We start from the raw sequence: 13550 nt of genomic DNA on the forward strand, positions 1-13550 counted from the left end.
ATGCCCAATTTTAGGGGAATTCTGAAGCATATGAGCATGTCTGCGCGCCGACGGGACACAAGGGATGGAAGGGACGACTGGGACACAGGCACAGTCCAGGCATAACGAGTGCACAACACCCGGGGCGCAAGAGGCCAAAAGCGGTGCGCGATTCGCACCTGCCTGCGATTATCAGGACCGCTTCACCGAACCTCCACATCGAGCCGCGGAGGCGAAGCAGCAGGGACACGGATGCGGGAGCCCTATCCTTGTCTCCGGCATCGTCACGGGTCAGCCCACGACCGAGGCCAACACAACCCGGCCCCCGTAGCTCAGTGGATAGAGCAGGCGCCTTCTAAGCGCTTGGCCGCAGGTTCGAGTCCTGCCGGGGGCGCCCATGCTCCGCCCTCCTTCGGGAGGGCGTTTTTGCTGGTCAGTGCAGATGCCGCCCCCACACAGAGGCGTCGCGCCACCGTCGCCATCACGCCCCCCGCTCCAGAACGCCGGTTAGGGTGGCAAGAACGTGTCAACGCGCAGCCCGCCCGGGCTGGTCCTGCTGGGGGGCGGCCGTGGTGGCGCTGGTGTGGGCGAACAGGCCCTTTGCCGACATCAAGCGCGAACTCGTGGTCGGTGAGCTCCGCACCCCTCGCCACCGCCGCCTTGCCCGTCATCGCCGCCTTCTCCGGCATGATCGTGCCCGCCGCCTTCTACGCGATCACCGCGTCCGCGGGAGGCGGCAGCCTGGACGGCTGGGCCGTGCCCATGGCCACCGGCAGCGCACGACGGGAGTGGGCCTTCGTCACGGACCGGGTCGCCCTGACCGGCGGTGCCTGACAGCCCGTTGTCGTAGGCGCCCTGGGCTGGACGTACGGAGAGTAGGGGGCGGTGGCGTGGGTCCTGATCGTCGGGCTCCTGGTCGCCCAGGTCATGGGTCGACGCGCGGAACGCTGACACCCGCGGGCCGCCCTCGACCCGCGTTGCGTCGTGCGATCCCAGGTCAGAGGTCTTCTGCGCCTGGTTGCCGACCTGCCGCATGCCGGGCCCGGGAGGGTGCCGGCAGGTGGTGTGGGTCGGCGGCCCGGTTGATCGCGGTCTCGATCGCGGCGATCCGGTCGGCGAGCAGGCCGAGCGCGTTGATCGCGCGGGGCAGGGGCGCGTCCCCGGGGCCACCGAGGGCTTGGGAACGGACGTGGGCCGCCTTCACCTCCGCCCAGCGCGACGCCTGGTGCGCCGTCAGTGTGCCGCGCAGCTCGGCCAGTTTGAGCAGGTTGGCCTCGGCGCCGGTGGTGAGGGTCTGTGCCTCGGCCCTGTAGTGGTCATCGATCAGCGCGGCGAGCTCGATGTCGTTCATGACGGGCTGGATGCGCTGGGCGATCTTGTTCATGTCGCGGTAGGAGCCTTGCAGTCGGAAGGGCGGTTCGGTGCGGGTCGCGTCCGACTGGGCCGCCGAGGCGATGTACGCCGCGTTCACGGCCAGGATCGTCCGTCGGGCGGCGAGCAGGTGGCGCAGGACGGCCAGGATCCGCTCCAGCTCGGCGGGGGCGTACGGGTGGCTGAGACGGTCGGCTCGGGACGCTTCGTCGCCTTGCGCGAGGCGGACGAGCAGCTCCAGGTCGGCGCGTTCGCGGCCGGCCAGTGGAGCGAGCACCGGGTTCGACGTCAGGGCGTTCTCGATGAAGCTGAGCGCGAAGGCGTCCTCCTTGCCGGTCAGGACGTCGCCGAGGTTCCAGACGTCGGCCCGGTTGGCGAGCATGTCGGGCACGCGGAAGCGGCTGCCGGACTCGGTGTAGGGATTGCCTGCCATGCAGACGGCGAACCGCTTGCCGCGCAGGTCATAGGTGCGCGGCTCACCGTCCCACACGCCCTCGACACGGCGGGTGGCGTCGCACAGCGGGATGAACTTCTGCAGCAGCTCGGCGGAGGTGTGCTGGATGTCGTCGAGGTACAGCAAGGTGTTGTTGCCCGCCTCCAGCGCGAAGTTGATCTTCTCGATCTCCTGGCGGGCGGTGGCGTTCGGCGCCGCGGCCGGGTCGAGCGAGGTGACGGCGTGGCCGAGGGCCGGGCCGTTGACCTTCACCAGGATCAGGCCGAGCCGGTCGGCGACGTACTCCATGAGGGTCGTCTTGCCGTAGCCGGGCGGGGAGATGAGCAGGAGCAGTCCTCCGGTGTCGGTGCGCCTGGTCTCGCCCGTGGTGCCGAGCTGCTTGGCGAGGCTGTCGCCCACGAGCGGCAGGTACACCTCGTCGATGAGCTTGCTCCGCACGAACGCGGACATCACGCGCGGCCGGTAGTCGTCCAGGCGTATCCGCGTGCGCTCGGCGGTCACCAGGTCCGTCCGGCGGCGCTGACAGGCGCGCTGGGCGGGGACCTCGTGCAGACGGAAGTGCCGCGTACGGGCGAGGAATTCGTCGATGCGGACGGTGAGCGTACGGCCGTCGATGCGCGGGTGCGTGCCGAGCAGCCCCTCGACGGTCTCGGTCAACGGCGCGTCGGACTCGTACCGGACCAGCTCCGGGCAGAGCTCGGCCGCCACCGCCTCGGCGAGGTCGCCGGGCGGGACGTCCGTGCCGGTGGCGGAGGTGTACGAGGAGAGCCAGGCCTCGACGAGCTGCCTGCGGGCGGCCAGGTCGTCGAGTGCGGGAAGGTCGTCGTCGTAGGCGGACGTGCCCACGGTGCGGCGGAACTTGTCGAGCAGCGTGCGGGTGCCGGCGCTGATGACGAAGCCGTCGGGGCCGGTGGTCAGCTCCTCGAACAGGTAGGCGGCGGCGCTGCTCGCGTACTCGCCTCCGATGGCGTCCGCCAGTTCTGCCCGCAGGTCGAAGATGGCGGGCGCGAGGCCGAACGTGTCCCGTGCCCGGGCCAGCGACACCGCCCGCCGCGTCCAGCGTGCGCGTGTCCCGGCCGTCGTCGCGTGTTCCCAGTACAGCTGGGCCGCGGCCCGGGCGTGGGGCTCGTGGCGGAGCGGGCCCGCGTCGTCGTGCAGGCGCAGGAGCGCGGTGAGGATCGCTGTCGCGTCGTGGTCGTGGACGCCGCGCTCGTAGCCCTCGTCGTACGCCGTCTCCGCGGCTTGTCGCACGAGGGTGGGCAGGTCGGCCGCCGCGAGGGCCGCGGGGCCGTGTTCGTCCAGCAGGCGGGCGGCGAGGTGTTCGGCGCGGTAGACCTCGGGCGACTCGGACGGCAGCGGGCGGTCCCAGTACGGGCGGGTGGCGGTGAAGTCGGGGTCGGTGACCGGGGAGCGGTAGTCGGTGCCGGTCAGGGCGAAGGCCAGTCCGTCGCCGTGGGGGACCAGGGTGAGGTCGAGGGGCTGGGTGTTCACGGCGAATCGGTGATCGCCCAGGCGGAGGGAGCGGCCGTCGTCGGAGTACAGGTCGGTGCGGTCACGCAGGGCGCGGAGGGCCTCTTGGCGGGCGGCCTTGAGGCGGCCGTCCAGTTCCTCGGCCCGTACCTGGTCGCCGAGGTCGCGCAGCTCGCCGGCGAGGCGGCGGACCTTGACGGGCATCGGGTCGGAGGTGAAGTACGTGGTGACCGCGTCCGCGTCCGGCAGGGCGGTGGCTCGGCGGACGACGGTCCGCAGGACCCGGGCCGCGGAGTCGGCCAGGCGCTCGGCGTGCCGGGCGCGGGCGTCGGCGAGGGTCTGTTTGCGGGCGGAGAACGCCTCGTGGATCTCGTCGCGCCGGTCCGCGAGGGTGCCGAGGAATTCGTCGAACTCGGCGAACCGGGATTCGAGGGTCTCCACCTGGACCAGCAGGCGGGCGAGTTGTTCGTCGCACGTCTCGGGGCTGTCGGCCATCGCGAGGGCACCCGCGACGGCCTGGCCCAGCAGCCCGATCTCGGCGGCGAACCCGGCCCGGCTCTCCTCGTCGAGGAGGGCACGGCGGTGGGTTTCGAGGACGGCGCGGGCCCGGTTGACCGCGCCGACGACCTCGGCGATGCGCTCCAGTACGGACGTACGGACGGTGGTGTCACCGATGTCGAGCCCGGTGACCACCTCGGCCACCACCCGCATTCCTTCGGCCAGTTCGTCGAGGCGGGCCACCAGGGGCACGGCCTCGGCGACGGTGGCGAGGGCCTCGGTGTCCGCGACGAGCCGTTCGATGTCCGCGTGGTGGCCGGCGAAGGCGTCCTCGCGCGCCAGGTGGGCGACGGCCCGCTGTCCGAAGGCGGCCAGATCGGCCTCGGTGTTGGAGGCCAGTGCGTCGATGCGGGCGGTGTCGGCGTACCGCATCTCCTTGAGGGTCAGCAGGTGCCCCTGCGCCTGACGGAGCTCGGTCAGCCCGGTCACCCAGGCGGCGGCTCCGCGCGGCGCCTCACCGCGAAGCCGTCGTACCACCGCGGCGACCCGGGCGGCCGCCTCGTCGAGGGCGTCGGCGGCCTGCCGGGTCAGGGCCTGGACGGTCTCGAACTCGGCAAGGACCTGTTCCGCCGTGCCGCGCACCTGGGCCAGGGGGGCGTGCAGGTCGCCGAGTTCGGGGTCGGCCAGCCAGTGGTGGGTGTCCGTCACCCGGACGCAGGCGGCCACCAGGGCCTCGTACACCTCGCTCGTGGGGGCCATCCGGTTGACGGCCCCGGTGATGGACAGGCAGTCGGAGATGCCCCGCACGAGGTCGGCGTTGCCGACGCGGGCCAGTGGGCCGGTGCCGACGGGCCGGGTGGCGGCGTGGGTGTCGGAGACGTAGGGGGAGTTCCACAGCTGGGCGGGGTGGACCCGCTGTGCTTCGTCGGCGTCGGCGCGCAGGAGCACCAGTGCGCCGTCGTCGAGGAGCGCCCAGCCGTGACAGGGCAGCGGGGCGGCCATCTCCTTGCGGATCGTGTTGTACGGCAGGAGGACGCTGCGGCCCTCCACGCGCGCGTGGAAGGCGTAGAGGACGTCCTCGCCGTTCGGTGAGCGGACCTCCCGCTCGAACTCCAATTGCTCCGTGTCGAGTTCGTACGCCTTGTGGGTGCCGTCGGCCAGGCAGTAGCCGCCCGGGAAGACGATGCCCTGGTCGTCCGGCAGGCGGCGACAGGCCCTGCCGATGCCGTCGAGGCGGACGACGGTCCTGGTGAGGGTGTTGAGGACCAGGTGGCGGTCGGTTTCCTCCTTGTAGGGGCGCACACGCAGCAGGATCAGCGGCCCCACGCGCGCGTGGGCGATGTCCGCGTCCGCGAGGGCTTGCAGCGGCTCGTCGACCGGCTCGCTGTGGACACCCTCATCGGTCTCGGTGTCGTCGTCGGTCTTGACGGTGAGGGTGCCGCCGACCGTGGAGACGAACGCCTCGCCGTTTATGGAGACATGGGGATGGCGGCCGAGGACGTGGTCGTCGCGGGTGGCCGCCGTCCATTCGACGTCGTGGGAGGGCGGCAGGACGTGGTCACGGTCACCGCGCGCGTCCAGGAAGGTGGCCCGGCCGTCGTCGGACAGGGCCCAGCGCAGCACACGGATGTCGGCCGTCTTCTCACCGGTCTGGAAGACGGCGAGCACCTTGTCCTCGACCGTGCGGAGCCGCAGGAGACGGGCCTGCCGGTAGTAGCGGTGCAGCGCGGCGAACTCCCGGACGAAGACGGGATCGTCGAGCAGGCCGGGTACGGCGTCGTCGGGCAGCCGTCGAAGGGTGCGGTCGTGCAGGGCGAGGACATCTCCGACACTGGTGTCCGCCGCACGGCCCGGGACGGCGTTGTGGCCGAAGAGCAGCACGTCCCCCACGGCGACGATGTCCCGGGGCTCCGCGGCGTGCTCGGTACGCAGTCGCCCGGTGCCGGCGAGTTCCAGCCGCATCGAGCCGAACTCCTCGCCTCGGCGGGCGTTGAGCGCCTCGGTGCGGCGGGCGAGCTCGGCGGCCTGCGCGGTGAGGCGGTCGCGCAGCACGTCGTAGGTACCCGCGTCCAGTGGCTCGTGGGTGCCGGTGTCCAGGCCGGTGGTCATGGGTCCCCTCTCAGGAAGCCGGAAGTAGTCGGTCCGGAGCCGCCCTCCCCTGCGCGGCGGCTCCGGACCGAGGCGGGGCGGGTCAGACGTGGGCGGCCTTGCCGTTGAGGGCGGTGAGCGGGCGGTCCGCCAGTCCCAGTTCGCCGGCCCGGTCGAGCAGTTGCTGGAGCTGCCCCGAGTCGGCCCCGCCGTTCCCCATCAGCTTCATCAGCAGTGCCGAGACGGTCAGGTTCTGCACGTCGGCCGTGGAGACCGCGCCGAGGACGCGGCTCAGGTCGTCGGTGAAGCAGGAGGTGCCGTCCAGCCAGGGCCCGGCCAGCGCCTGCGCGGTCTCGGAGTGCTGGACGAAACCGTCGACGCCCTTGCCGAGCGCGATCGAGGACACCAGCCGGTCGAGGAAGACCGAGTCGCCGCCGACGATGTCGATATCGGCGTTCTCCAACCCGGTGGCGAGCACCGTGGCCTGCGCCTCGGCGACCTGCCGCTGTACGTCGAGCCCCGCGAGCCGGATGTCCTTCTCGGCCTCCAGACGCAGCCGGTACTCCTCGTGGGCGCGGGAAGCGTCGTCGAGGGCGGCCATCGCCGCAGCCTTCTCGGTCAGACCGGCCGCCTCGGCCTTCAGCTTCTCGCCGATGCCCTCGGCCTGGGCGAGGGCCTGCGCCCTGGTGCCCTCGGCCTCGGCCCTCATCCGGGCCTGCGTCGCCTCGGCCTGCGCACGGCCGGCCTTCTCGATGACGTCGGCCTCCTTGTCACGGACCTGTACGGCGGCCAGCCCTTCGGCGGCGGCCTCGGCCTGGACGCCCTCGGCGAGGCGGAGCTTGGCGCGGGCGTCGAGGTCGGCCGTCTTCAACCGGGCCTCGGCCAGGGTCAGTTCCTCCGACGCACGGTGCGTGGCGGCCTGCTCGGCGGCCTCGGCGGCCTTGATGTCCTTGACCAGCTTCTCCTGCGCCTCGGCCTCGGCGGCGATGATCACCGCCTGCCGCTGCCGCTCCGCCTCCTCCACGGCACGCAGCTTCTTGATGGACTCCTCCTGCTCGGCGACCGTACGGTCCACCGCGACCCGCTCGCGGATGACCTCGGCGATCTCCCGCTTCTCCGCCTCGACCTCCTTCTCGGCGGCGATCCGGGTCAGCTGCGTCTCCCGTTCCCGGGCGATGGCTTCGAGGAGGCGGTCCTTCTCGATACGCTCGTTCTCGACAGCGATGACCCGCTCGCGGTTCTTCGCGGCCACGGCGACCTCGCGGGCCTGGTTCTCACGCTGCACGCCGAGCTTCTCCTCGGTGGCCAGGAACGCGGCCTGCGCCCGCAGCCGCTCCTCCTCCACCACCCGCGCCGTCTCGGCCTCCTCACGGGCCCGTACGGTCGCGATCTCCCGCTTCTGCTTGATCTCCGCGTCGGCCTGCCGGCGCTCCAGTTCCAGGATGGCCTCGCGGGCGTCGACGTTCTGCCGGGTGATCTCCTTCTCCTCGGTGCGCTGGGCCTCGTTGGTGCGCACGTGCTCCAGGGCGGTCAACTCCGTGATCTTGCGGATGCCCTGGGCGTCGAGGACGTTGGCCGGGTCGAGCTGGGTCAGCGGCGTCTGCTCCAGGTAGTCGATCGCCGCGTCCTCGAGGTGGTAGCCGTTCAGGTCGACGCCGATGACCTCGATGATCCGGTACCGCAGCTCGTCGCGCTTGGTGTAGAGGTCGGTGAAGTCCAGTTGCTTGCCGACGGTCTTCAGCGCCTCGGAGAACTTCGCGTGGAACAGCTCCTGCAGTGTGTCCCGGTCACTGGCCCGTGCGGTGCCGACCGCCTGGGCGACCTTGATGACGTCCTCGATCGTCTTGTTGACCTTGACGAAGAACGTGATCCGGATGTCGGCGCGTATGTTGTCCCGGCAGATCAGTCCGTCCTTGCCGGTCCGCGTGATCTCGATGGCCTTCACCGAGATGTCCATCACCTCGGCCTTGTGCAGCACGGGCAGCACGACCTGACCGGTGAAGGTCACGTCGACCTTGCGCAGCTTGGAGACGATCAGCGCCTTGCCCTGCTCCACCTTGCGGAACAGCCGGGAGACGACGAGGGCGGCAAGCGCGACGACGGCGATGAGCACGCCGACGCCCAGAATCATGGCATTCATGGCATACGTCCTTGAGGCGTAAGGATGGTGAGGCGAGTTGAGGTCGCGACACGGGTAAGGAGTGGCGGGGGCCGCCGCTGCCCGGGGGCGCCGTGCGTCAGGCCGCCTGGTCCACGTGGTCCCGGTCCCGGTCCCGTGCCCGGCCGAGGCCGGGCGGACCGGGTTCGTCGGGGAAGAGGCGGTGCAGGGGCCGTACGAAGAGGCGGGTCATCCGCCATGCGGCGAGCAGTGCCAGGACCGGTACGACCATGCGCAGCAGTCCGGTGGCGGGGCCCGGAGAGGTGAACACGGTCAGTGCGAGACTCCCGCCGACACTCAATGACCAGGCGAGAACGGTCAGCACGGAGACGGCGATCGTCGCCGGTACACCGCCCATGCCCCAGTCGCGAAGGTCCAGGTCGGCGTCGAAGCTGTCGATGCCGGCGAAGCCCGCGGCGACCAGGAACCAGAAGCACACCGTGACGACGAGGGCGGCGGTCAGCAGGATCGTGGGCAGGCCGGTGGCGACCGCCAGAAACGTCCGCATGGGCTGGTCACCCCTTTCCGCCCGCAGTGTTCGTCAGCCGTGTTCGACGGCGCATCGACTGTTCCGGGCTCCGGTGCCGAACCCCTGCCGGTGTCCGGCACCGGAATCCCCCGTAGTGCTCCCCGTACGTCATGGTGCCCGGCCGGCGCACGCCCGCGCATTGCCGCTTTCCGGCAATGTTCACTAAGGTCTGAATGCCGGTCAGCCGCTAAGAGGCCGTCAGAGGCGCGTCAAGAATCCGGGGGCGATATGACGGAACGGCAGATTCCCGAGCAGTATCTGGAGGGGTATGCCCGGATCCTGGCCGAGGTCGCGGCCACGGGGCGGCGGCTCACCCGGGAGGAACTCACCTCCCGCCGGGACCTCGGTGAGCTGGCCGCGGACGCCGGTCACGGACTGCGCGCCCTCGTCAGTGCCCACCTGGCCGCCGCCCGCGCGGCATGGCCGGCCACCCCCGGCTCGGCCGACAGCGCCCTGGCCGCCGTGCACCAGGTCGTCGACGCCTTCTCCGAGGGCTACGAACGCGCCCAGCGCAACGCCGTACGTCAGGAGGAGGCCGCCCGCCGGGAGTTCATCGACGATCTCCTCTACGGACGCAGCGACCTGGGCCGCCTCGCCGAACGCGCCGAACGCTTCGGCCTGCGCCTCGCGCACGCCCACGCCGTGGCCGTCGCCCAGGGTCCCACCGCCTACGAGGAGGGCGACAAGGTTCCCCAGCGGGTGGAACGCGCCCTCATCGCACGTTTCGGCGACCGCAGCATCCTGCTCACCACCAAGGACGGCCGCCTGCTGTGCATCGCCCCCGGCCACCAGGAGGAGGTCCTCGCGCACTTCGCCAAGCAGGCCCACGCGGCCACGGAAGGCGGCCGGGTCGCCATCGGCCGCGCGCAGTCCGGGCCCGGCGGCGTCGTCCACTCCTACGAAGAGGCGCTCAACACCTTGGAACTGGCCGAACGCCTGGAGCTCGAGGACCCGGTCCTGCACGCCGCCGATCTGCTCGTGTACCCCGTCCTGACCCGCGACCGGCAGGCCATGGCCGACCTGGTGCTCAACAGCCTCGGCCCGCTCACCGCCGCTCGGGGTGGCGCGGAACCCCTCCTGCGGACCCTCGCCACCTACTTCGACGCGGGCTGCGTGGCCGCCGAGGCCGCCCGCCGCCTCTCGCTCAGCGTGCGCGCCCTCACCTACCGGCTGGAACGCATCCACAAGCTCACCGGCGCCGACCCCGCCGACCCGGCGCACCGTTACCTGCTGCAGACCGCGGTGATCGGCGCCCGACTGCTGGACTGGCCGGCCCAGGACCTCTGAAGGTCCTCCCGGCCATGCCCGTGGAGCCTGCCGGGCGACGGGCCCCGCTGTCACAGGCTGATGGCACACTTCGCGCCATGCTTACCGACGATGTCTTCGCGTCCGCGGCGCCGCGGGCCCTGCGTGATCCGGACATGCTGCGCGTCCGGCTGGGTGCGGTGCGGACCGCGCCCTCGGTACGCCCGTTGAACGACTGGGTGGAGGACCTGCGCGGCCGGCTCGGTGACGGTGGGGCCGTGCCGTGGTTCGATCCCGCTTCCGGCGGGGTCGGCGCCCGGAGCCTGTTCTTGCTGGAGGCTCCGGGCCAGAAGTCCATGGGGGTGGAGGCCGAATTGCGGCGCACCGGCAGCGGCATCATCTCCATCGACAACGACGATCCCACGGCACAGAACTGCTGGACCCTGCGCGCCGAGGCCGGTCTGCCGTACCGGGAGTCCGTCCACTGGAACGTGGTGCCGTGGTATCTGGGCACGGCGGACCGCATCGCCGCGCCCGGACGGACGGAGATCCAGCGTGCGGCACCCTTCCTCCATGAAGTGATCACCATGCTGCCGGACCTGGAGGTGGTGGTTCCCATGGGACGCAAGGCCCAGGCGGGCTGGGCCGCTTACCAGGAACGGTATGCGCCGAAGGTGCACACCCTGCCCACCTGGCACCCGAGTCCCCGCGTCTTCGCTTCCCGCCCCACCGCCCGCCAGGAGATCCTTGAGACCCTCCGCCGAGCCGCCCGCCTGCTGGGCAGCGCGTGACGGTTGATCACCGACCGCCCTGACGCGGCCGGCCCCCTCAGCGCGCCGGAAGGAACACGGTAAGGCGCCCCCAAGCCGCCACCGTCAGCGCCACGCACGCCACGAGCCACCACGGCCGCAACCACCGGCGTGCCACCGCCAGCGCGGTGATCGGTGCGGTGAGGAGGGCGCAGGTGAGGGCGATGGTTGCGAAGAGGTGGATGTGGTCGTAGGCCTGGTGGTCCCAGGGGCCGAGAGGGTGGGACAGACAGGCGATGGCGGTGGCGGCACCCGATACCAGGAAGCCCATGAGCAGCAGGGCCGCGCAGGCGGCGCCTTTCAGCCGCGAGGACCGCGACGACGCCTTCGGCGTCCGAGGGGTCTGCGGGGCCCGTGGCTCCGGGGACACGGTCACGACTCCAGTGCCCGCTTCGCGTCCTCGACGTTGCCGTCGAACCCGCGGCCGTACCGCTGGGCGTCGTCGCTGCGGTAGTAGGGGCCGCCGTTGTAGCGTGCCGCGAGCTCCTGCATCTGTTCTCTCGTCATCCGCTCGGGCGGAACGTCGGCGAACTCGCTCTCGGCCTTGAGCTGGGCGAGGTACTCCGAGGCGAGGTAGATGTTCTGCCCCGGGTCCTTGGAGGCGTTGACCACCTCTTCGCGCTGGGCGTCGGTGAGGTTCTCCGGGTCGTAGCCGAGGACTTCGGCGGACCGGCGTACCTGGATGGCGATCGGGCCCATGGAGGTCTGGTCCGCCTCCCCCGTGCCGGGGATGTGGCGACGCACCCCGTAGGCGGCCTCGTCGATCCAGGAAGGGTCGCCCTCGACCTCCATCCAGGCGATGCCCGCGACCATCTCGGGCGGCAGTCCGGAGCTCCGCGCGGCGTCGTTGATCAGCGCCTTGTTGCCCGCGATGTACTGACGGCGGCCGGCGTCGTCGTCGGACGGCAGATACAGGTAGTGGTCCTGCGCCTCCGGCAGACGCGCGAGCCGGTCCCGTATGCGCTGGAGCGACGGCGAGACCGGCGTGTCGCCCGACACCCCCGGGATCGAGTCGACCTTCGTGCCGGTGCCGGGAAGCTGGGTGTTCGGGTCGCGGCCGGCCTCGCTCACCTCGCGGCGCAGCGCGTCCACGGCGCCGACCAGCAGCGCCGGATAGCCGCTGTCCCCACCGCGGAAGTCCGGCAGGGACCGCAGGGCCGCGCGTATCTCGTGCACGCAGTCCTCCCGGGCCGCGGACTCCACACGCTCGGCGTCGCCGTAGTGGTCCCTGGTGGCGTTGTAGTACTGCTCGGCCTCTTCACGGATCGCGTCGACGTCGACGGTGAGTTCGGCAGCCCAGTCGAGGAAACCGGTCGTGGCCCGCAGGTCCTCCCACTGGCGCAGCGGCTCGGCTGCGCGCGCCGTGGGAGTGATCGCCTGTGCTTCCCGGGACATCACCTCGACCAGCCGGTCCTCGGTGGTCCGCCCGCTCTCGTAGCACCCCTTGGCCCGCTGGACAGCCGTGGCGTAGTCGTCCAGCGCCTTGCGTACGCGTCTGAAGGCGGCCGCGAGGTGCTCCGCCAGATCGAGCGCCTCCCTCAGCCGCCTGGTGTACCGCTCCCGGTGTTCGCTCTCCCACTCGACCTTCCCGGCCTTGCGGAAGTCGTCGTCGCACGAGGCCAGGAGGGTGTGCAGGCGGCCGTACTCGGCCGCGGTCCGTTCGATCAGCTGTGGGTTCGACGCGTCGAGGAACTCCACGTCCGCACGGTGGGCCACAGCGCTCACCGGTCCTCGGGCGCGATGTAACGGCCCTTGTCGAGCAGGTCGTCCATGGCGCGTTGCGTGTTCGCGTCCGCCTGCACGTAGGCGTTCCCCGTCGACCGCAGCCTGGTCGACAGCGCCGACAGCAACGTCACCAGGTCGCCGTACTGATCCTGTGCGTAGCGGGCGAAGTCCTCGACGGCTCCGGCCACTTGGGGATGTGAGCGCGGCACACGGCACTGCGTGGCGTTCTCCCCGTCCATCCGCCCCGCGTACAGCAGTCCGGCCAGTTCGTTCAGAAGATGCGAACTGCCGTCCATGGACTCGGCTCGTGCCGAGAACCCTCCAGGCCCTGTGCTCATCGCTCCCCCGATGTCGACAATGATCGCGACCGTGAGCATGCCAGTTGCGGATGCAATCTGTCACGCTGTCACAGGTCGGTGCCGCCGCTGACGTCCAGATACTGGCCGGTGATCCAGCGGGAGTCGTCGGAGGCGAGGAACGCCACCACGTCCGCCACGTCGGAGGGCCTGCCGATCCGGTCGAAGACCGACCGTGCGGCCAGGGCGGCCCGCGCCTCGGGAGTCGTCCTGCGCCGGGCGTTCATGTCCGTCTCGACGAACCCGGGCCCGACCGTGTTCACGGTGATACCGCGGGGGCCGAGTTCCTTCGCCAGAGCCAGGGTCATCGTGTCCAGCGCGCCCTTGGACATGGCGTACGCCAGCGACTCGGGAAAGGCACGCCGTGAGGCGAGGGAGGAGACGTTGACGATACGGCCACCGTCACGCATCCGCGGCAGCGCGCTCTGCACGAGGAAGAACGGCGCCTTGGCGTTGACGGCGATCATGCGGTCGAAGACCTCGGGCACCGCCTGCCCCACCGACCCCGAACCGCTCGCCCCCGCGTTGTTCACCAGGATGTCCAACGGGCCCTCCACACCCGCCCCCTCGTCGCCCCACTCCTCCCGCAACCCGGCGTCAAAGGCCTCGAAGACGGCGGCGGCGTCACCCGGCACCCCGAGTTCGGCCCCGAGCGCGAAGGCCCGCCCGCCGCTCTGCCGTATCTCGCCCACGACTTCCAGAGCGGCGGCCTCACTGCGCCCGTAGTGGACGCCGACCAGCGCCCCGTCACGGGCGAGGCGGGTGGCGATGGCCCGGCCGATGCCCCGCCCGGCCCCGGTGACCAGTGCGATCTTGCCCGTCAGTGCGCGTTCGATGTTCACGAAGACCCTGTGTCCGTAGAGGTATG

Annotated in this window: 10 protein-coding genes and 1 tRNA gene; 4 read left to right on the plus strand and 7 right to left on the minus strand. The window is 71.2% G+C overall.

Going from position 1 to position 13550, the window contains the following annotated elements:
- Nucleotides 1–300 precede the first annotated feature (300 nt).
- Together ACZ4UU_RS14010 and ACZ4UU_RS14015 are read left to right on the plus strand one after the other, a co-directional pair.
- A tRNA-Arg gene (locus tag ACZ4UU_RS14010) sits at nucleotides 301–373 on the plus strand.
- A 236-nt stretch (nucleotides 374–609) separates the two neighbouring features.
- Complete coding sequence (locus ACZ4UU_RS14015; RefSeq protein ID WP_468039634.1) at nucleotides 610–813, plus strand: Na+/H+ antiporter NhaA; 204 nt, start codon at nucleotides 610–612, stop codon at nucleotides 811–813.
- Nucleotides 814–976: 163 nt separating this feature from the next.
- Here the strand turns inward: ACZ4UU_RS14015 and ACZ4UU_RS14020 are convergent, their stop codons facing one another.
- The 3 genes from ACZ4UU_RS14020 to ACZ4UU_RS14030 form a co-directional block, all read right to left on the minus strand.
- Nucleotides 977–5881 carry a DNA repair ATPase gene (locus ACZ4UU_RS14020; RefSeq protein WP_468039636.1) on the minus strand — a complete coding sequence of 1635 codons (4905 nt, stop codon included), beginning with the start codon at nucleotides 5879–5881 and terminating at the stop codon, nucleotides 977–979.
- An 82-nt stretch (nucleotides 5882–5963) separates the two neighbouring features.
- Nucleotides 5964–8000, minus strand: coding sequence for an SPFH domain-containing protein (locus ACZ4UU_RS14025; protein WP_468039638.1), 2037 nt, complete (start codon nucleotides 7998–8000; stop codon nucleotides 5964–5966).
- A gap of 97 nt (nucleotides 8001–8097) precedes the next feature.
- Entirely contained in the window at nucleotides 8098–8526 is a 429-nt protein-coding gene (locus ACZ4UU_RS14030; protein ID WP_468039639.1) for a hypothetical protein, read from the minus strand.
- Between the two features lie 249 nt (nucleotides 8527–8775).
- On the opposite strand from ACZ4UU_RS14030, the gene ACZ4UU_RS14035 reads away from it, so the two are divergent.
- Both ACZ4UU_RS14035 and ACZ4UU_RS14040 read left to right on the plus strand, forming a co-directional pair.
- Complete coding sequence (locus ACZ4UU_RS14035) at nucleotides 8776–9834, plus strand: PucR family transcriptional regulator (protein ID WP_468039640.1); 1059 nt, start codon at nucleotides 8776–8778, stop codon at nucleotides 9832–9834.
- A gap of 77 nt (nucleotides 9835–9911) precedes the next feature.
- Nucleotides 9912–10583 (plus strand): uracil-DNA glycosylase, encoded by a 672-nt coding sequence (locus ACZ4UU_RS14040; RefSeq protein WP_468039641.1) that lies wholly within the window; start codon nucleotides 9912–9914, stop codon nucleotides 10581–10583.
- Nucleotides 10584–10620: 37 nt separating this feature from the next.
- Here the strand turns inward: ACZ4UU_RS14040 and ACZ4UU_RS14045 are convergent, their stop codons facing one another.
- The 4 genes from ACZ4UU_RS14045 to ACZ4UU_RS14060 form a co-directional block, all read right to left on the minus strand.
- The gene (locus tag ACZ4UU_RS14045) at nucleotides 10621–10977 is read right to left on the minus strand and encodes a hypothetical protein (protein WP_468039643.1); all 357 of its coding nucleotides are present in this window, start codon (nucleotides 10975–10977) and stop codon (nucleotides 10621–10623) included.
- Nucleotides 10974–12326 carry a hypothetical protein gene (locus tag ACZ4UU_RS14050; protein ID WP_468039644.1) on the minus strand — a complete coding sequence of 451 codons (1353 nt, stop codon included), beginning with the start codon at nucleotides 12324–12326 and terminating at the stop codon, nucleotides 10974–10976. Before ACZ4UU_RS14050 ends, ACZ4UU_RS14045 begins: the two co-directional genes overlap by 4 nt.
- Nucleotides 12323–12664, minus strand: coding sequence for a hypothetical protein (locus tag ACZ4UU_RS14055; protein ID WP_468039646.1), 342 nt, complete (start codon nucleotides 12662–12664; stop codon nucleotides 12323–12325). The genes ACZ4UU_RS14050 and ACZ4UU_RS14055 overlap by 4 nt, the downstream gene beginning before the upstream one ends.
- Nucleotides 12665–12732: 68 nt before the next feature.
- Entirely contained in the window at nucleotides 12733–13524 is a 792-nt protein-coding gene (locus tag ACZ4UU_RS14060) for an SDR family NAD(P)-dependent oxidoreductase (protein WP_468039647.1), read from the minus strand.
- Between the last annotated feature and the right edge of the window lie 26 nt (nucleotides 13525–13550).

The organism is Streptomyces sp. NPDC028907, assembly GCF_055564995.1.

Excerpts from the sequence above, each read along its gene's own strand:
- ACZ4UU_RS14020 (WP_468039636.1), bottom strand. The coding sequence starts at position 5,881 with ATGACCACCGGCCTGGACACCGGCACCCACGAGCCACTGGACGCGGGT.
- ACZ4UU_RS14025 (WP_468039638.1), bottom strand. The coding sequence starts at position 8,000 with ATGAATGCCATGATTCTGGGCGTCGGCGTGCTCATCGCCGTCGTCGCG.
- ACZ4UU_RS14030 (WP_468039639.1), bottom strand. The coding sequence starts at position 8,526 with ATGCGGACGTTTCTGGCGGTCGCCACCGGCCTGCCCACGATCCTGCTG.
- ACZ4UU_RS14035 (WP_468039640.1), top strand. The coding sequence starts at position 8,776 with ATGACGGAACGGCAGATTCCCGAGCAGTATCTGGAGGGGTATGCCCGG.
- ACZ4UU_RS14040 (WP_468039641.1), top strand. The coding sequence starts at position 9,912 with ATGCTTACCGACGATGTCTTCGCGTCCGCGGCGCCGCGGGCCCTGCGT.
- ACZ4UU_RS14055 (WP_468039646.1), bottom strand. The coding sequence starts at position 12,664 with ATGAGCACAGGGCCTGGAGGGTTCTCGGCACGAGCCGAGTCCATGGAC.